This window comes from Salinivibrio sharmensis (assembly GCF_001995985.1).
Lineage (GTDB): Bacteria > Pseudomonadota > Gammaproteobacteria > Enterobacterales > Vibrionaceae > Salinivibrio > Salinivibrio sharmensis.
On record NZ_MUFC01000001.1, the window covers coordinates 364741 to 384087 of the forward strand.

Annotated in this window: 19 protein-coding genes; 12 read left to right on the forward strand and 7 right to left on the reverse strand. The window is 50.8% G+C overall.

The features are described from left to right. Window positions 1-13: 13 nt before the first annotated feature. The 11 genes from BZG74_RS01775 (at window position 14) to lipA (ending at window position 9708) form a co-directional block, all read left to right on the forward strand. Window positions 14-637, forward strand: coding sequence for an LPS-assembly lipoprotein LptE (locus BZG74_RS01775; RefSeq protein WP_235605692.1), 624 nt, complete (start codon window positions 14-16; stop codon window positions 635-637). Next, window positions 637-1659, forward strand: coding sequence for a DNA polymerase III subunit delta (holA, locus tag BZG74_RS01780; protein WP_077771129.1), 1023 nt, complete (start codon window positions 637-639; stop codon window positions 1657-1659). The genes BZG74_RS01775 and holA overlap by 1 nt, the downstream gene beginning before the upstream one ends. A 68-nt stretch (window positions 1660-1727) precedes the next feature. Then, complete coding sequence (rsfS, locus tag BZG74_RS01785; protein ID WP_077771071.1) at window positions 1728-2045, forward strand: ribosome silencing factor; 318 nt, start codon at window positions 1728-1730, stop codon at window positions 2043-2045. A 4-nt stretch (window positions 2046-2049) separates the two neighbouring features. Beyond that, window positions 2050-2520 (forward strand): 23S rRNA (pseudouridine(1915)-N(3))-methyltransferase RlmH, encoded by a 471-nt coding sequence (gene rlmH / locus BZG74_RS01790; RefSeq protein WP_077771072.1) that lies wholly within the window; start codon window positions 2050-2052, stop codon window positions 2518-2520. 6 nt (window positions 2521-2526) lie between these two features. Beyond that, window positions 2527-4407: a penicillin-binding protein 2 gene (gene mrdA / locus BZG74_RS01795; protein ID WP_077771073.1), complete on the forward strand. Its 1881-nt coding sequence runs from the start codon at window positions 2527-2529 to the stop codon at window positions 4405-4407. Beyond that, the gene (gene rodA / locus BZG74_RS01800) at window positions 4404-5522 is read left to right on the forward strand and encodes a rod shape-determining protein RodA (protein ID WP_077771074.1); all 1119 of its coding nucleotides are present in this window, start codon (window positions 4404-4406) and stop codon (window positions 5520-5522) included. The genes mrdA and rodA overlap by 4 nt, the downstream gene beginning before the upstream one ends. Window positions 5523-5524: 2 nt before the next feature. Next, the gene (locus BZG74_RS01805) at window positions 5525-6346 is read left to right on the forward strand and encodes a septal ring lytic transglycosylase RlpA family protein (protein WP_077771075.1); all 822 of its coding nucleotides are present in this window, start codon (window positions 5525-5527) and stop codon (window positions 6344-6346) included. Window positions 6347-6458: 112 nt separating this feature from the next. Further along, entirely contained in the window at window positions 6459-7610 is a 1152-nt protein-coding gene (locus BZG74_RS01810; RefSeq protein WP_392397581.1) for a serine hydrolase, read from the forward strand. A gap of 131 nt (window positions 7611-7741) precedes the next feature. Then, the gene (ybeD, locus tag BZG74_RS01815; RefSeq protein ID WP_069361128.1) at window positions 7742-8011 is read left to right on the forward strand and encodes a DUF493 family protein YbeD; all 270 of its coding nucleotides are present in this window, start codon (window positions 7742-7744) and stop codon (window positions 8009-8011) included. 84 nt (window positions 8012-8095) lie between these two features. After that, on the forward strand, window positions 8096-8746 hold the full coding sequence (lipB, locus tag BZG74_RS01820; RefSeq protein ID WP_201247343.1) for a lipoyl(octanoyl) transferase LipB: 651 nt from the start codon (window positions 8096-8098) through the stop codon (window positions 8744-8746). Next, window positions 8743-9708 (forward strand): lipoyl synthase, encoded by a 966-nt coding sequence (gene lipA, locus BZG74_RS01825; protein ID WP_077771077.1) that lies wholly within the window; start codon window positions 8743-8745, stop codon window positions 9706-9708. The genes lipB and lipA overlap by 4 nt, the downstream gene beginning before the upstream one ends. A gap of 73 nt (window positions 9709-9781) precedes the next feature. Here the strand turns inward: lipA and BZG74_RS01830 are convergent, their stop codons facing one another. The 6 genes from BZG74_RS01830 to BZG74_RS01855 form a co-directional block, all read right to left on the reverse strand. Next, window positions 9782-11035, reverse strand: a complete 1254-nt coding sequence (locus tag BZG74_RS01830) for a glutamate-5-semialdehyde dehydrogenase (protein ID WP_077771078.1) — start codon at window positions 11033-11035, stop codon at window positions 9782-9784. A gap of 21 nt (window positions 11036-11056) precedes the next feature. Continuing rightward, the gene (proB, locus tag BZG74_RS01835) at window positions 11057-12211 is read right to left on the reverse strand and encodes a glutamate 5-kinase (protein ID WP_077771079.1); all 1155 of its coding nucleotides are present in this window, start codon (window positions 12209-12211) and stop codon (window positions 11057-11059) included. A gap of 85 nt (window positions 12212-12296) precedes the next feature. Next, complete coding sequence (crl, locus tag BZG74_RS01840; RefSeq protein ID WP_077771080.1) at window positions 12297-12698, reverse strand: sigma factor-binding protein Crl; 402 nt, start codon at window positions 12696-12698, stop codon at window positions 12297-12299. A 156-nt stretch (window positions 12699-12854) separates the two neighbouring features. Further along, the gene (gene frsA / locus BZG74_RS01845; RefSeq protein ID WP_077771081.1) at window positions 12855-14108 is read right to left on the reverse strand and encodes an esterase FrsA; all 1254 of its coding nucleotides are present in this window, start codon (window positions 14106-14108) and stop codon (window positions 12855-12857) included. A 163-nt stretch (window positions 14109-14271) separates the two neighbouring features. Then, window positions 14272-14727: a xanthine phosphoribosyltransferase gene (gene gpt, locus BZG74_RS01850; RefSeq protein ID WP_077771082.1), complete on the reverse strand. Its 456-nt coding sequence runs from the start codon at window positions 14725-14727 to the stop codon at window positions 14272-14274. 56 nt (window positions 14728-14783) lie between these two features. After that, window positions 14784-16076 (reverse strand): NCS2 family permease, encoded by a 1293-nt coding sequence (locus BZG74_RS01855; RefSeq protein ID WP_077771083.1) that lies wholly within the window; start codon window positions 16074-16076, stop codon window positions 14784-14786. 722 nt (window positions 16077-16798) lie between these two features. Here BZG74_RS01855 and BZG74_RS01860 point away from each other — a divergent pair. Beyond that, a complete protein-coding gene (locus BZG74_RS01860) occupies window positions 16799-18262 on the forward strand; it encodes an aminoacyl-histidine dipeptidase (RefSeq protein ID WP_077771131.1) in 1464 nt (487 codons plus the stop codon). On the opposite strand, the gene dinB is transcribed toward BZG74_RS01860, so the two are convergent. Next, window positions 18259-19335 (reverse strand): DNA polymerase IV, encoded by a 1077-nt coding sequence (gene dinB / locus BZG74_RS01865; protein ID WP_077771132.1) that lies wholly within the window; start codon window positions 19333-19335, stop codon window positions 18259-18261. The genes BZG74_RS01860 and dinB overlap by 4 nt on opposite strands. Window positions 19336-19347: the final 12 nt, after the last annotated feature.

Here is a 19347-nt window from a genome sequence, read left to right on the forward strand (position 1 = left end):
AAGGAGCGATGGAGTGAATCTGTTTAAGACAATGCTTCGCTCCCTGCTTGTCGCGATGGTCTGTTTGACCATCGCGTCTTGCGGGTTTGCCTTACGCGGCAGCTACAATCTGCCCGATGAGGTTGATAAGGTCTCATTAACCAGTTTTGACCCTTATGGCGAGCTCACCCGGCAAATGCGAAATGCCTTGCGTCAACACAAGGTCGATCTTGTCTCTCCTTCCAAGGAAGTGGCTAATATCCACTTACTCGGCGAAAGCAATAGTGAACAAACGCTATCGCTTTACCAAAATAGCCGTGTGGCGGAGAAAGAGTTTCGCTATGTTGCCCGCTATCGTGTCACGGTGCCCGGTAAAGGGAGTTATACCTATAACACCACCTTGAGCCGCAACTTTCTTGATAACCCGCTGACAGCGTTGGCAAAGTCCGTTGAGGAAGATAAGTTGGTTGCGGAGATGCGTACAGAAGCGACTCGGCAAATCATGCGTCAGCTTTCCCAGTTAAAAGGCGACATTGCTGAGTTTGAACGCCAGCAGGCTGAGCAAGCGGCGATGAAAGATCTCGAACAAGGTGAAACGCCAACAGAGCCCAACGTGATCATCGAAACGCGACAAACCGAGACGAACACCGCGCAATGATGAGAACCTACCCCGACCAATTGGCGCAGCAGCTTAACCAGCCACTGCGTCAATGTTACTTGGTGTTTGGCTCCGATCCACTGCTCAAGTTAGAAGCACGCGACGCTATCTCACAGGCGGCTCGGGTCCAAGGCTTTGAGGAGCATCATAAATTTGTCATTGATGGGCAGCTCGATTGGCAAGAGGTCATCGACTGCTGCCAAGCGCTTAGCTTATTTGCGTCTCGACAGGTCATTGAGCTCACTTGTCCGGAAAACGGTTTAACCAGCGCACAAGCGAAACAGCTTACCGAGCTGGCCGCTTATCTGCATCCTGATATCCTCCTCTTGGTTCAAGGAGAAAGGCTCAATAAAAAGCAAGAGAGCGCGAAATGGTTTTCAGCGCTCGCCCAACACGGCTTATACGTGGTGTGTAACACCCCCGACGCTCGTCACTTACCACGCTTTATTGAGCAACGCTGTCGTCACTTGGGGCTAAAGCCTGATCAACCTGCGCTACAGTTGTTAGCACAATGGCATGAAGGAAACCTCCTCGCCTTAGTGCAAAGCCTGCATATCTTACAGCTACTTTATCCCGATGGTGCACTCACCTTGCCTCGTATTGAGAGTTCGCTGTCACGCCATCATCACTTTACTCCCTTCCAGTTCACCGATGCGCTGCTGGCAGGAAAGGCACAACGCGCACAGCGGATACTCGAACAGCTTCGCGCTGAAGGTGAAGAGCCAACCCTTTTATTGCGACTGATTCAAAAAGAGCTTAAACAGCTGTACACCATTCAAGAGCAAGGGCAAAAAGGACGGCCACTCAACGCCATCTTTGACCAGCTACGTGTTTGGCAAACGCGTCGTCCGATGCTGACAGGGGCACTCAACCGACTCAACAAAGCACGACTTACCGCACTGCTACGCCGCTTAGCGCAGTTAGAAGTCAGGCTAAAAACCGACTTTGGCAGTGATCCTTGGCCAGATCTGCAGTATTTTTGTGCACTCATGTGTCAAGCCCCCGAACCACTGGCGCCCTAGTATGTCCAAAGGGTTGGCAAGTGGTATACTGCCCCGATAGAACCATGAGCAAAACATAGAGGTTTTCTTTGCAAGCGAACGAATTAAAACAGTTTGTGACCGACAAGGTCGATGAGTTAAAAGCCAGCGATATTGTTACCCTCGATGTCCGCGATAAATCATGCATCACCGATTATCTAGTGCTTTGCACAGGTAACTCTCGCCGTCATGTTGCCTCCATCGCCGAACATGTGTGTGAGCAAGCCCAAGCCGTTGAGATCGACTCGCTCGGCACAGAAGGGCAAGACGATAGCGAATGGGTGGTCGTTGATTTAGGTGACGTCATGGTACACGTGATGCAAGAAGAGCAGCGTCAGCTCTATCAATTGGAAAAGCTTTGGAACTAAGCACATGAAAATCCAATTGATTGCGGTCGGCAATAAAATGCCTAAATGGGTAGAGCAAGGCTTTGAAGAGTATCAGCGCCGCTTTCCGAAAGACATGCCACTCGAGCTGATTGAAGTGCCGGCTGGCAAGCGTGGTAAAAATGCCGACATTGCTCGCATCTTGCAAAAAGAAGGGGAAGCCATGCTAGCCGCCGTGAGTCGTGGCAGTCGCATCGTCACGCTCGATATTCCCGGCAAGCCTTGGGACACGCCGCAATTGGCCAGTCAATTGGAAAAGTGGAAATTAGATGGCCGTGATGTCGCTATTTTGATTGGCGGCCCTGAGGGGCTCGCCCCACAGTGTAAAGCCGCTGCGGAGCAAAGCTGGTCACTGTCACCACTGACCCTGCCACACCCGCTGGTTCGGGTCATCATGGCCGAGAGCCTTTATCGCGCGTGGAGTGTAACCACCAATCACCCTTATCACCGAGAATAAGCAAAGATGAAGCGCCAACGAGTTGAAATCCGAGACCACAGCGCTGAGGCGGCTTTATTTGTGCGTCGCGCTATCGTCTGCTTTGTCGGCATCATGGCGTTGGTTGGCGTGCTACTCACCAACCTTTATCACATTCAGGTGACCGAGCATCAAGATTATCAAACCCGCTCGAACGATAACCGGATCAAAGTCGTCCCCGTCGCCCCTAACCGCGGGCTTATTTACGATCGCAACGGAAAGTTATTGGCTGAAAACCGCCCCGTTTATCACTTAGAAGTGACCCCTGAGCAAGTCGATGATATGCCGGCAACCCTCGCCCAGCTAAAAGACTTACTCTCATTGACCAACAAAGACATTACGCGCTTCCAAAAAGAGCGTCGCCGCTCGCGACGTTTTAATGCTGTGGCACTAAAAACTCAGCTCACCGACAAAGAAGTCGCGATTTTTTCCGCGCACCAGCATCAGTTTTCTGGGGTGGAAATCAAAGCCTACTTAAAGCGCCATTACCCATACGGCGACGCGCTCACCCATGTGCTCGGATATGTCGCCAAAATCAATGATCGCGATATTGCCAAACTAAGACAAAAAGGGGTGCTCAATAACTACAAAGCAACCCGAGATATTGGCAAGCTGGGGATCGAGAAATACTACGAGTCCACACTGCATGGTAAAGCCGGCTACCAAGAAGTTGAGGTGAACAGCCGTGGCCGCGTGATACGTACGCTCAAATATGTGCCCCCACAACCAGGCAAAGATCTTATCCTCAACCTCGATATTGACCTGCAGCTCTATGTGCGCGGCATCCTAGGTGACCGGCGAGGCGCGGTGGTGGTGGTCGACCCTGACACCTCGGGTGTCTTGGCCATGGTCTCCACCCCAAGCTATGACCCTAACTTATTTGTGCATGGCATTTCTGGCAAGCAATACCGGCAGCTGCTGAATGATAAAGATCGCCCCTTGGTAAATCGCGCCACTCTTGGCATTTATCCACCCGCCTCGACGGTGAAACCCTTTATTGCCGTTGCCGCTTTAGAAGAAGGCGTGGTCACCACCAAGACCACGCGCAATGACCCGGGCTATTGGCGGATCCCTAACTCAGATACACGCCCCTTCCGCGATTGGCTTCCTTGGGGCCACGGGCGGGTGAATATTGTCCAATCTATTGAAGAGTCTGTGGATACCTTCTTTTATCAAATCGCTTATGACATGGGGATCGATAAGCTCTCTATGTGGATGGAAAAGTTTGGCTTTGGCCAATACACAGGGATTGATATACAAGAAGAAAGCAGCGCTAATATGCCTAACCGCGAGTGGAAAATGAGCCGCTACCGCCAGCCGTGGTATAAAGGCGATACCATCCCAGTTGGGATTGGACAAGGCTATTGGACAGCGACCCCGATGCAGATTGTTAAAGCGTTAACGGTGCTGATCAACCGTGGCGAAGTCAAAGCGCCTAAGCTGTTGATGAAAACACGTGATGAGCACGGCACCCACAAACCTAAAGCCGAACCCTTCCCACCGATCAAAGGGGTCGCGGATAAATATTGGGACGTCGGCCTCAAGGGGATGCAGCTGGTTAACCACGGGCGTAAAGGGACTGCGCGTCGTTCATTCCGTTCAGCCGAGTATTTATCTGGCGGAAAGTCAGGTACCGCTCAGGTGTTCGGGCTGGGTGAAGACGAAGAATATAATGCGGATGAAATTGCTGAACATCTACGCGATCACGCACTGTTTATTGGCTTTGCTCCCTTTGAAAACCCGGAAGTCGCGGTTTCTATGGTACTGGAAAACGCAGGGGGCGGCTCAAGCAACGGTGGCCCCATCGCCCGCCGCATCTTCGACCACATCTTGTTAGAAGACGAAGAGACCAACGAGGCCAAACAATGAGTTCACTTGCCCAAGTCAGCGCGAAACGCTCTTTGTTCGATCGCTTACACCTCGACTTGCCGATGCTGGTCGGTATTCTATTACTCATGGGCTTCGGGCTTGTGGTGATGTATAGCGCCAGTGGGCAAAGCATGGTGATGATGGAGCGCCAGGCGATCCGCATGCTGTTGGCGCTCGCAGTCATGTTCGCCCTTGCTCAAGTACCGCCTCGTCATTATGAGTTTTGGTCTCCTTACTTATATGCCATCGGCGTGGTGTTGCTGGCTGCCGTTTTGTTAGTGGGTGAAACTGCAAAAGGGGCACAACGCTGGCTCGATCTCGGTTTTGTCACTTTCCAACCCTCAGAGATCATTAAACTTGCGGTACCACTCATGCTGGCGCGCTTTATTGGCAAAGATCCGCTCCCTCCCAAGTTTACCCACTTGTTGATTGCGCTGGTGTTGCTGTTTGTCCCCACCATTATGATTGCCAAACAACCCGATCTGGGGACATCGATACTGATCGCCGCCTCTGGGGTGTTTGTCTTGTTTCTGGCCGGGATCAGCTGGAAAATTATCATTGCCGCCATCATCGCGCTCGCCAGTTTTGTTCCTGTACTCTGGTTTTTCCTGATGCATGATTATCAGCGTACCCGGGTACTCACCCTGTTTAATCCAGAATCCGATCCCTTGGGCGCGGGCTATCACATCATTCAGTCTAAGATTGCTATTGGTTCTGGTGGCTTAAGCGGCAAAGGCTGGCTGCAAGGGACACAGTCCCAATTGGAGTTTCTCCCGGAGCGGCACACCGACTTTATTTTTGCCGTCATCGCTGAAGAATGGGGATTAATTGGTGTCTGCGTGTTGCTGGCTCTGTATCTCTTTTTGATTGGCAGAGGGCTGATGCTCGCTAGCCGCGCCCAAACGGCATTTGGCCGGATGATGGCAGGCAGTATCGTTTTAAGCTTTTTTGTTTATGTTTTTGTCAATATTGGCATGGTCAGCGGCATTCTTCCTGTGGTTGGGGTACCCTTACCGCTTATCAGTTATGGTGGCACCTCGATGGTCACCCTGATGGCCGGTTTTGGCATTCTGATGTCTATTCACACTCATCGTAAAATGTTATCCAGGGCATAAACATGCGAGCTTTTTTATTTTCTAGCGCGATCGTCTTGTTAAGTGCATGCAGCAGCCAACAAGGACGCTATGACATGCACAGTGATAAGGCACCTGAGTCGGTGCCACAGGTTATTCATGCAGAAAACGCGCAACCCAGATACGAGCCATACAGCCTAGCGGGTAACAAAGATTACACCCTCAATGGCAAGACATACGAAATATTACGAAATCCGAAGGGCTATCAAGAAGCAGGCATTGCCTCATGGTACGGGGAAAAATTTCATGGTCACCAAACATCCAATGGTGAAGTATACGATATGTACTCTATGTCAGCCGCGCACAAAACACTGCCTCTGCCTAGCTACGTAGAAGTCACCAACCAAAATAACGGTAAAAAAGCGATTGTACGCGTCAATGATCGTGGGCCCTTTCACAATCAACGCTTGATAGATCTAAGCTACGCTGCTGCGAAAAAGCTGGATGTACTAAAAACGGGCACCGCCCCCGTGTCCCTGCGCCTCCTATCACCGAGAAAACCAGCGGATGACGAGTGGCACTCCGCGCGCCACCATGCCTATTATGTGCAACTCGCCGCCCTGTCTGATGGCTTAAAAGCCAATCAAACTGCGGAACAATTAGCGAAGACCCATGGTCTACCTACACATATCGCCCGCCGTGATACCGTATACCGTGTTCGCTTTGGTCCATTTTATGACCGAGAAAAAGCGCAACAAGCTATGCGCACGGCAAAGCAGCATCAGTTGCCGGGGGCGTTTATCGTCACCGAAGCACTTGTTAACACCGACACATCTGTCACAGGTGCTAAAACAAACAATCAATAAGTTAAAGAAATCGAGCCTGTCCCTCTACCTGCAATTTGGTATAGTGGTGGCACAGTATCGACATCGATAACCGACATAAGTACTAACAATGATGAATAAAACCGTTTTCCGCATGCGTACGCTGCTATCCGCCGCCTTGTTCGCCTCTGCTACTGCTCAAGCCGCGCCTGCTGTTGTGCCTGATGCGCCGCAAATTGCCGCAAAAGGCTATGTACTAATGGATTATCACTCCGGAGAGGTGCTGGCTGAAAACAATGCCTACCAACGCCTTAATCCCGCGAGTTTGACCAAAATGATGACCAGCTACGTCATTGGTCAAGAAGTTGAGCGTGGCAATATCTCGATGGATGATGATGTCGTCATTAGCGAGAATGCCTGGGCTAAAAACTTCCCCGGCTCGTCGAAAATGTTTATCGAAGTCGGCACCACGGTCAAAGCTGCGGATCTGAACCGTGGCATTATCATTCAGTCAGGCAACGATGCCTGTGTGGCGATGGCTGAGCATGTGGCTGGTTCAGAGGACGCCTTTGTCGACTTAATGAACCGCTGGGGCGAAACCTTGGGCATGGACAGCACCCACTTCTCTAATGTCCACGGGTTAGACTCCAAAGATCTTTACACCACACCGTATGACATGGCGCTACTTGGTCAAGCCCTTATTCGTGATGTACCCGCTGAGTACCGTATCTATAAAGAGAAAGCCTTCACCTATAACGGCATTACGCAGTACAACCGTAATGGCTTGTTGTGGGATAAGAGCCTTAACGTCGACGGTATCAAAACCGGTCATACTGACGGTGCCGGCTATAACCTTGTCACCTCTGCAACCGAAGGCGACATGCGCCTTATTTCGGTGGTGATGGGGACGAAAAGTGCCAATGCCCGTAAAGCAGAGAGCAAGAAGCTTCTCAACTATGGCTTCCGCTTCTTTGAAACCGTCGCGCCACACAAAGCCAACGAAACCTTTGTCACAGAGAAGGTGTGGATGGGCGACACTGACGAAGTCGCGCTGGGTGTGACAGAAGATACCTTTGTCACCCTGCCTCGTGGTAAGGCACAGGATCTTAAAGCTAGCTTTGTGCTCGACAACACCCTAGAAGCGCCTATCAGTAAAGGGGATGTTGTAGGCAAACTCTTCTATCAAGTGGATGACGAAGACGTGGCTGAATACCCACTCGTCGCATTAAACGATGTTGAAAAAGGCGGCCTTTTTAGTCGCTTAATAGATTACATCGTGATGATGTTCAAAAACCTCGTCGGGTAGCACTTCCCACTCCTCCGCCCACCAACTTGGTGGGCGGCTTGTTTTCTCGCGCTTGGCAGATTAGTATTTCGCGTTAATCGTGATCAATCGCACAAACACGTGCCCTTATCAGCCTGCAGTTGGGAGTTAACATGCAAGAGCAACCGAAATTAAAAGATCTGTTGGAGTTTCCTTGCCAATTTACCTACAAGGTGGTGGGCCAGGCGAAACCTGAGCTACCCGATCATGTGCTGACCGTGATCCAACGTCATGCGCCAGGCGACTACAGCCCAGCCGTTAAACCTAGCGCCAAGGGTAACTATCACTCAGTCTCTATCACTATTAAGGCGACCTCCATAGAGCAAGTGGAAACCTTATATAAAGAACTGGGTGAGATTGAAATCGTCCGCATGGTTCTCTAATTCGAATACCCACACGACTGGCGGCTTTAAATCACGCTGCCAGCCTCTATAATATCGCCACTGACAACAACATGGGAAATGGGTTTGCAGCACCAACTCGTTGTAAGGCATCTTGGCCATCAACCATACCTACGCGTCTGGGAACAGATGCGAGACTTTACTGATCGTCGCAACGAAAGCACGCGTGATGAAGTCTGGCTGGTTGAGCATGATCCGGTTTTTACCCAAGGACAAGCGGGAAAAACGGAACATGTATTGGTCCCTGGCGACATCCCAGTCGTACAATCAGACCGGGGTGGACAGGTGACCTATCATGGGCCAGGCCAGCTCGTCGCCTATTTCCTGATAAACCTCAAACGTAAAAAAGTCGGTGTGCGGGAGCTCGTTAGCCATATTGAAGACCTTGTGGTGAGCACATTAGCACACTTCCACGTTGACGCTTACGCCCGCCCAGATGCGCCCGGTGTTTACGTTAACGATGCAAAAATTTGTTCTCTTGGGCTCCGTATCCGTCGCGGGTGCTCATTCCATGGACTGGCACTCAACATCAATATGGACTTATCACCGTTTCAGCGTATTAATCCATGTGGTTACGCTGGTATGGCCATGACGCAACTGAGCGATCAGGTTGGCAAAGTCACGCTCGAGGACGTTCAACCTGTGCTGGTAGACACTTTAACTCAACAGCTGATGTATTCTGAGGTTGAGTTTACAACGGAAAGCAGCGATTTATGAGCAAACCGATTCAGATGGAACGCGGTGTTAAATACCGCGACGCCGACAAAATGGCGCTTATCCCGGTCAAAAATATGCCGGCCGAGCAAAAAGAAGTGCTGCGTAAGCCTGATTGGATGAAGATCAAGCTCCCGGCTGAAACCGCACGTATTAAAGAAATCAAAGACGCGATGCGCAAAAACAACCTTCACTCTGTCTGTGAAGAAGCATCGTGTCCGAACCTTGCAGAGTGCTTCAGCCACGGGACGGCAACGTTTATGATTCTCGGGGCCATTTGTACCCGTCGTTGCCCTTTCTGTGATGTTGCCCATGGTCGCCCTGTCGCCCCTGATAGTGAAGAGCCCAAACACCTAGCGCAAACTATCAAAGACATGAAACTGCGCTATGTGGTGATCACCTCAGTTGACCGTGATGATTTGCGTGACGGTGGTGCTCAGCATTTTGTCGATTGTACCCGTGAGATACGCGCGCTCAATCCAGAGATCCAAATTGAGACACTGGTTCCTGACTTCCGCGGCCGTATGGATCGCGCATTGGATATCTTGCAAAACAATCCACCCGATGTGTTCAACCATAATCTAGAAACAGCACCACGCTTGTACCGCAAAGCGCGCCCTGGTGCCAATTACCAGTGGTCACTGGATCTGTTGAAAAAGTTTAAAGAGATGCACCCAGAGGTGCCCACCAAGTCAGGCTTGATGATGGGCTTGGGGGAAACCAAAGAAGAGATCATCGAGGTCCTTAAAGACTTGCGTGCGCACGGCGTGACTATGCTCACTCTTGGCCAGTATTTGGCTCCAAGCCGCCACCATTTACCGGTAGAGCGTTACGTCCCACCTGAAGAGTTTGACGAGCTGAAAGACATTGCCCTTGAGTTGGGCTTCACTCATGCCGCGTGCGGCCCGTTTGTTCGCTCTTCCTACCATGCCGATCTGCAGGCAAAAGGCGTAGAAATCAAATAAACGCCTAGGCTGTCAAGACAAAAAAAACCGCTAGCCAAACTAGCGGTTTTTTATTATCGGTTATTCCGGATGCTCAGTGACGTGATAAATAGTCCGCACGCCCCACCCATTTATAGGTAGTCAGCTCCTCAAGCCCCATCGGGCCACGTGCATGCAGCTTTTGCGTTGACACCGCCACTTCTGCACCAAGCCCAAACTGTGCGCCATCGGTGAAGCGCGTTGAGGCGTTGACATACACTGCCGCGGAGCCTGCACCATTGATAAAGGTTTCAGCTGCCTGTAGGTCATTGGTCAGTATGGCATCGGAGTGACTCGCATTGTGCGCGCGCATATGCGCGAGCGCTTCATCCACATTGTCGACCACCACCACACCAAGCGTTGGTCCCAGCCACTCGGTATCAAAGTCCCCTGCCTGCGCCTCACGCAGCTGCTCGACACCATCAAGATAAGGCAATGCGCTTGAACCAGCGACAATGTGCAAACCGTGCTGGTTAAAAGGGGGGACTAAGCGTGCAAATAATTGCGCTGCCACATCTTTGTGTACCAGCAAGGTGTCTAACGCATTGCAAGCGGATGGTCGGTCGGTCTTAGCATTAAGGATCACTTCGGGGGCTTTATCGAGATCGGCGCTGTGATCCACATACAAGTGGCTAATACCAAACCCACCGATAATCACAGGGATAGTGCTGTTTTGTTTGCACATTTTATGTAGCCCAGCGCCCCCGCGTGGAATGATCATATCAACGTAATCATCCAGGGTCAGTAGCTCAGAGACCAGTGCACGATCCGGTTTTTCAATATACTGCACCGAAGCATGTGGCAGCCCGGCTTTCTCTAACCCTGCTTGAATCACATTTACCAATACTTGGTTGGTCGCAAAGGTCTCTTTACCACCTCGCAAAATCGCGGCGTTGCCCGTTTTTAAACACAGTGCCGCGATATCAATGGTAACGTTGGGGCGCGCTTCATAAATCACCCCAATCACCCCCAGCGGCTCTCGACGCTTTGACAACGACATGCCATTCTCAAGCAGCTTATGATCGAGCACCTGTCCGACAGGATCGGCCAGCGCAATCACTTGTCTCACATCGCTGGCCATATTGGTTAAACGCTCTGGGGTTAAGGTGAGACGATCCAGCATCGCTGCGTCCATTTTTGCCTCTCGTGCGGCAGCAAGATCGCTTTGATTGGCCGCTAAGATCGCCGTTTGCTGCGCATCAAGCTCATCGGCAATAATCGCAAGCGCTTGGTTTTTGGTGGCCGTGGATGTCACTGCCAATTGATGTGCAGCCTCTTTGGCCGCTTTCCCCATGTTTTGTAAACTCATTGTGTCCCCGTCTTTGCTTTTTTAATTGTCTACCACCACAAGATCATCACGGTGCATCGCGACTGGTCCGTATTCATAACCTAGAATATCTGCGATTTGTTGGCTATGCGCACCGGCAATGCGGCGCAAGTCGCTAGCGGTGTAGCGACAAATCCCTCGTGCGACGCACTTCCCCTCTACCGACAGAATACGCACCACCTCACCGCGTGCAAACGCTCCTTTCACCGTAACGATGCCTTTGCTCAACAAACTGCTGCCTTTTTGCGTCACCGCAGTAATCGCACCGGCATCGACAACGATATCACCCGCAGGCGGAGGCCCGGCAAGAATCCAACGTTTACGGCTCTCTAACGGACTTTCTAGAGGCAAGAAGCGCGTGCCAGCGTTGTCGCCAGCAGTCACTTTTTGGATCACTTCAGGTTTACTCCCCGCAGCAATAGTCACTTCGACACCGGCTCGACGGCCAATATCAGCTGCTTGAAGCTTGGTTGCCATTCCGCCGGTGCCAAGTCCCCCGACACTGCCACCTGCTAATTTGCGTAAGGTTTCATCAATGGTATGGACTTCACGAATCAGCTCGGCATCGGGGTTGGAGCGCGGATCAGCCGTGAACAGGCCGGGTTGGTCAGTTAACAGTAGGAGTTTGTCGGCATCAGCGAGAATCGCTACCAAGGCAGATAAGTTATCATTATCGCCCACCTTAATTTCAGATGTGGCGACCGCATCGTTCTCATTCACAATCGGAATGATGCCATTATCCAGCAAAGCTTGAAGCATATCACGGGCGTTGAGAAAGCGTTCGCGGTGTTCTAGGTCGGCCCGAGTAAGCAGCATTTGACCGACTTGAAAGCCATATAGGCCAAACAGGTGTTCCCAGGTCTGTATAAGGCGGCATTGCCCCACCGCCGCTAGCATTTGCTTGTTGGCTACGGTGTCAGCAAGCACCGGGTAGCCGAGGTGCTCTCTGCCTGCGGCAATCGCCGCGGATGACACAATGATCACCTGGTGGCCTTGCTGGCGTAAACGCGCACATTGGCGCACCAGTTCGACCATGTGTGCTTGATCTAAACGTGCAGAGCCGCCCGTTAGCACACTGGTACCAAGTTTTACCACGAGAGTTTGGGAAGAGACGTTGGCCGCAAGGTCACCGTCTTGAAATGCATCTTGAATTGTCATGGTTGCCTGATCCACAAAAGCGTATGCCTCTCTTTTATCAATCCCTTGTACATTTAACAAGGGGCGGGATCAGGCAAATCGATAGTTATTCAGAGCAAGCCAGCTCTGGCTCGGTTAACGCGTGGCTTGGTGAAAGGACAAGGTTTAATTCATCTTCTACCAAGGAGCACAATTTGGCATAAAAGTGAGTCAGGGTTTTATCAACGGCCTCTTGCGCATCTCTCGGAATAGGCTTAGCGACCCAGTCTCCTTTTTTATCATACAAACCAAAGCCGTAACGATACTCAAAGCCGTCAGAGTGCGGGGTTAACTCAAACCACCAGCCCCAAAACTCACGTGCTTCGGGATCTTTATTAGCATCCACACACACAGAGAGGCTATCGAAAAAATAGCGCTCGGTATGCGACCCACCTTCGCGAAAGTACGGGCCCAATGCAGTAAAACGTGTTTTTAATCGTCCATGTGAAAGCGGTAATTGATCGCTCATCGTGTCCTCCAATGGCACTTTGACGTCCTTGTTCATGGTATATCATGGGCTTAGCCATCAGGTGAACGACAATATTCCGCTTTCAGCGGTGGATCACATCTTCAATTTATCCCTCACACGGCTAGCGCCTGTGCTATCCGTGCCGCCGTCGCCCGATTAGAGTACATCCTCGAACCACTTGACGGTTTCGGTCAAGGCGCGGTGATAGCCATCATGAAGCGGGGTATTCGGTAAGGTCATCGCTTTGCCACCGCGACTGTACCTGGCGATCATTTGATTGTCTGACTCAGGACAAACGGGATCATCTTTTAGGCTAAGCGCTAAGATCGGCACCTCAGTGCGTCGGCCAGTAAGCAACCCTTGGTTTTTTAGCGACCAGGCCTGTAACCGTGTTTTTAATGTGTCGATTGGAATGCGGCGCCCTAAGCGTGACCCGAGGGTATCCAAGTACATAGGTGGCATTTTTTTCATTAACGAGGCGTCTGTCAGTAACGCATGAACAATGCCACCGAGTGACGCACTGGCTTTCACTCGATGCGGCTCGAGAAACGCCATTCTCACTGCCGGATTGGCACCAAAGCGAATGCCCATGGTGCCCACGCGATGGTGGTCGACCCAAGGTACTTCGACCAGCTTGTCTAACATTGCGGTGTGCAAACGGCTGGTGTCTTCGTTTAAGTGCCAATGACAGCTATGCCCCACGGAAGGCATGTCTAGGGTTAACACCGCAATATCAGCGGGCGCGAAATAATCAACAAACAGGCGCCAAAGATCCGTCTGCAAACTGTCCAAGCTGCCGCTTAAGATAACCACCGGCAAGGTAGCATCGGTACGGGGCAAATAGAGGTACCCTTTCAACGATTTACCGTCTAACTGGGTCTCCACTGTTTTTACCGTGAACGGCAATTGTGCAATGGCATTCTCGAACGCCTTGAAGGCTAAGGTTTCCGACTGCAGCGCAAGGCTATCACCTTTTAAGTGTGGATACGCGGCAATGCCAAAATAAGTGCAAGCTTGCAGCCACTGCTCCCCGGCTTGTTTGCTCTTTCCTTCATCCATCAAGGCTTGGGCAGCTTTTTGGTGCTGCATGCCGACCGCTGTCCATTCGTAGTTCCAATTACCTGAGCGATAACCTTCAACGGTATCAAGCAGTGAGTCCACTGTACGCGAATTATCCGAGTGTGCGATGCGGGCAAAAATCGCCTCCATTTCCAATGGGTCGACCCCTTGCCACGTCCACTGACCACGACGGCGCATTCGATACCAACTCGACTCACTGTCACCATCAAATGCCGAGTAATCTGACTGTTGGGTTTGCTGAACGGCACCGAACAGGGTCGATGTCTCGGTGGCATGCTTGTGTTTAGCAAACAGCTTGACCGATAGGTTTTGTGATTCGTTCTCGGACACACCCACTCCTAGGCTTTTTATGTAACGTGCTGTTAGTTTAAACCATACACATATCAAGGCCATGATTTTCCGCACTTATCAGCCGCACTAGTCAAAAACGCCGCTATAGAAACCAAAAACGCCGCGTGACAACGCGGCGTTTTTTGAGTGCATGGCAGCAACGTTATTTGGCTATCGGCTCAACATAACTAACGGCCATATCCCAAGGCTGTTCAATCCAGGTGTCTTGGGCAATATCGACCACATAGTCATCCACCAAAGGTTTCCCTGCCGGCTTGGCACTAACGGTGACAAACCGCGCTTTCGGGTATAGCTGGCGAACCATTTCTGCCGTACCGCCTGTGTCCACCAGATCATCGACAACGATAAAGCCTTCACCATCTCCGGGCGCTTGCTTAACAACACGCATATCGCGTTGATGATCGTGGTCATAACTTGAGATACACACAGTATCGACGTGACGGATACCCAGCTCACGCGCCAATATAGCAGCAGGAACTAGGCCACCGCGGCTCACAGCAATAATTCCCTTCCATTGCTCTGCAGGCAGCAACTTCTCCGCCAGTTGGCGGGTGTACATCTGCATATTGTCCCAAGTGATAATAAACTTATTGCTCATGGTGAAAACCTCATGGCGACTCTCGCCTTGTTATAACGTCAATGTGGGCAGCTGTTTTACACCAAGAAAACAAACTTGAGTAAGAACAACCCCGCCAAAATCCAAATACTGACAGGGACTTCTCGCCCTTTGCCCGCAAAGGTTTTTACGGCACAAAATGCAATAAAGCCAAGCCCGATCCCGCTTGCAATCGAGTAAGTTAGCGGCATCAGTAAACAAACAACCACCACGGGGGCCGCTTCAGTGAGATCTCGCCAGTTGATTCCAACCAAACCAGACATCATCAAAATCGCCACATAAAACAATGCGCCGGCGGTCGCATAAGCCGGAACCATACCTGCAAGCGGCGCAAAGAAGAGTGCGAGTAAAAACAGAACACCCACGACAACGGCGGTTAGACCTGTACGCCCACCTGCAGCAACACCGGAGACACTCTCAATATAAGAGGTCGTGTTTGACGTGCCTAAAAGCGCCCCGACGGAAGTCGCGGTACTGTCTGCCAGTAAAGCACGATTTAAACGCGGTAGTTTACCATCTTTGTCGAGAAGTTCCGCGCGCTGTGCCACACCCACTAAGGTTCCTGCGGTATCAAAAAGGTCAACGAACAAAAATGCGAACACAATCGACACCAAACCCACTTCCAATGCACCGGAAAAGTCTAACTGCATAAAGGTTGGTGCTAAGCTGGGTGGCGCTGACATCACACCGCTATAAGACACATCGCCGGCCACCACACCAATCACGGTCACCGCTAAAATGGCAATCATCACCGCCCCTTTTAAGCCACGGTGCACAAGACCAATGGTCAGGAAAAATCCCAATGCAGCCATCGCAGGTGCAAACGCAGTGACGTCACCGAGCGCCACGAGGGTGGCAGGATGGTCCACCACAATGCCTGCATTTTGTAAGGCGATCAGTGCTAAGAAAAGGCCAATACCGGCAGAGATTCCGGTTCTTAGTGACATGGGAATGGAGTTAATAATCCACTCTCGCACGCGCAATACACTCAGTGCGATAAAGCAAAGCCCCGAAATAAACACGGCCGCTAGTGCAACTTGCCACGAGTGCCCCATCTGCAGAACCACCGTATAGGTGAAAAAAGCATTCAAGCCCATGCCTGGCGCCTGCGCCACCGGATAGTTAGCAACAATCCCCATCACCAAACAACCGATCGCTGCAGCAAGACAGGTGGCGACAAAGACCGCGCCTTTGTCCATCCCCGTTTCCGCCAAAATCGACGGGTTAACGAATATGATGTACGCCATGGTTAAAAAGGTGGTAAACCCAGCAATCACTTCCGTGCGAAGATCTGTGCCATGGGCCTTGAGTTTAAATAAACGCTCTAACATCGGTTATGTCCCAAACTAAAAGTGGTGTATCGCGAGATACAAAAAGGAAAACGTTTGCGTCGTAAAATTTGGCGCAAATCTTACCGATCGATGGCGGAAATTTCCAGGATAAAAAGTCTGAAATCACCGTAAATATCGCTGATTAGAACGGATAATTGTCAAAATGGTCAGTATAGTTGGGCTGTGCGCGAACAAGATAAAAAAAACGCCACACATTGTGTGGCGCCAGAATTAAAGCGTTTGCTTCTGGATCAGAAATATCTCTGTAAGAGCGGGGGAATCGTAAAACTTACTTGCTATACCCGAACGGTGCCGGATACGTAAAACCTTGTGTATAGACTGACTGCTGGTTCCAGTAATAGCTTGATACCATGCCTTCCATTTTTTACCTCTCTCAAGTTTAAACCAATGTTGTTCACATTTATCTCGGTTCCTTGGAGGCGAATACTCGGGTTCACTCCATGAACAACTGGCAAGCTTGGTTGCCGATGTCTAGATATTAACCCAGTGGTAATTTATTTACAAGTATTATGGTGAGATGAGTCACAAAAAGTTCATATGTGTAATTTAATTACGCTAAAAAAGCCTAATAAAGCTGGCAGGGGCGGTTTCTCTGAGTGACTGTTGTCAGCATAGAGACAGTGATATCCTTGGGATTGTTTTTCCATTCCAGATAGGCCTGCTACGAAGTCGGCCAAATAGAAAATAAAATGGAGTCTACCGTGTCTGAGATCAGCCAATTATCACCTCGCCCAGTTTGGGCATTTTTCGACCAAATCTGTGCTATTCCCCACCCCTCTTATCACGAATCACAGCTTGCTCAATTTATTATCGACTGGGCTAAAGGGCGGGGGCTAGACGTCCGTCAGGATCAAGCGGGCAATCTGTTTATTCGTAAAGCGGCAACCCCCGGAATGGAAAACCGTAAAGGGGTAGTGCTCCAAGCACACCTAGATATGGTGCCGCAGAAAAATGAAAATACGGATCATGATTTTACTCGCGATCCTATTCGTCCCTACATTGACGGTGATTGGGTAACGGCCGAAGGCACCACATTAGGTGCGGATAACGGTATTGGCATGGCTTCATGCCTTGCCGTACTGGACGCCGATGATATCGAGCATGGCCCGCTCGAAGTGCTACTCACCACCAATGAAGAAGCCGGTATGGACGGCGCATTTGGCTTGGAAGCGGGGTGGTTAGACGGGGAGATCTTGCTTAACACGGATTCAGAGCAAGAGGGTGAAGTCTATATGGGGTGTGCCGGTGGCGTCGACGCCAGCATGCACTTTCCGATAGAGCGTCAGGCAGACGATAAAGCACTCGCGCGTTTTACCGTAGGAATTAAAGGCCTAAAAGGCGGCCATTCGGGCGTTGATATTCACACGGGTCGCGCCAATGCCAACAAGTTACTGGCCCGTTTGCTCAGCCATCACCTTGGCGAAACAGACACTCGCCTACTTGCATTACGCGGCGGGACATTACGCAATGCCATCCCACGAGAAGCCTTTGCCGATATTGCCGTTCCGGCCGATCAACAGCAGGCACTGGCTGCAGCCATCGATGACTTTGCCATGCTGATGAAAGATGAGCTCGGCCAGCTGGAAGAACAAGTCACTGTCATTCTTGAGCCTTGTGATAACCCCATTGCGCCATTGACACGCGCCGTGCAGTCTCGCTTATTAGCGGCGTTAAATGCGGCACCCAACGGTGTTGTAAGAATGAGTGATGATATTCCAGGCGTAGTCGAAACATCACTGAATTTGGGGGTTATCAACACCGAAGACGATCGCATTACTGTGCTATTTCTGATCCGCTCCTTAATCGATTCGGGCAGAGAAATGATGCAAGGGACGCTGCAATCTTTGGCAAGCCTTGCCAATGTCACGGTGGAGTTTTCAGGGGCCTATCCAGGCTGGAAGCCCGATCCTGAGTCGCAAATCATGCATATTTTCCGTGACACCTATGAAGGTATTTACCAGCGTAAGCCTGACATTATGGTGATTCATGCCGGCCTTGAATGTGGCTTGTTTAAGAAGCCGTATCCAACCATGGATATGATCTCATTCGGTCCGACCATCAAGTTCCCACATTCACCCGATGAAAAAGTGCATATCGATAGTGTGGGCCACTACTGGCAGCAAATGCAGGCGATTTTAAAAGCAATCCCTGCTAAATCAGCCTAACCCAGTAAACTCAGTTGGGGGGCATTATCGTCCCCCAGTCCAACCGATAGTCCTATTAGCCGGATCCGTCGTCCCTCCCCCCGATAAAACGCCTCATTCAGCAAGGTATCAAACAGCGCACGGTCAAGTGACTCACAGCGGTGGGCAACCGTGGTGGTTTGAAAGTCGTTGAATTTAATTTTAATCCCTTGTCGACAAATGCGGCCATTGGCATCGGCTTTTTCCAAGCGTACTAACAATGCTTGGTACAGGTGCTCTATCCAGGGTAAGCAGGCCTCAAGCTGATCAATGTCTTCGGATAGAGTTCGCTCTACACCCACAGATTTGCGAATTCGTTCTACTTCAACCTCTCGCCGATCAATGCCGTGAGCACGCTGCCACAACACGGCACCAAATTTGCCCAATCGCTGAATCAGCGCTGCCTGGTCACAAGCTTGAATGTCAGCACAGGTAAAGAGATTCCATTCGTGCAATTTCGTCAATGTCACCCGACCAACGCCGGGAATCGACTGCAAAGGGAGGTCACGGACAAAGTCATCGACTTGCTCAGGCGCCACGACACAAATGCCATCGGGTTTGTTTTTGTCGGAAGCGACTTTGGCGACAAACTTAACCGGTGCCACACCGGCTGATGCGGTGAGACCAAGTTCTTGATAAATATCGCGCCGAATTGCTTGAGCTATCCGCGTTGCCGAGTTTTGTAAGCACTCTGTATCAGTGACGTCGAGGTAAGCCTCGTCCAAAGATAAGGGCTCAATGATATCGGTGTAGCGATGAAAAATAGCGTGCAGTTGCTGAGAGACGCGGCGATATTTACTCATATTGCCGCGCATCACGGTCAGTCCTGGACATAATTTAAGGGCTTGGGCGGTCGCCATTGCCGAGCGGATCCCAAATCGGCGAGCTGGATAATTACACGTTGCGATGACACCTCGCCCATCAGCAGAGCCACCAATGGCTAAGGGAATAGTTTGTAATGCCGGGTTATCCCGCATTTCTACCGCCGCGTAAAAGCAATCCATATCAATATGGATAATTTTTTTATTTACTCGGTGCGTGGTAAGCCCAACCATTGTGTTGCGTCT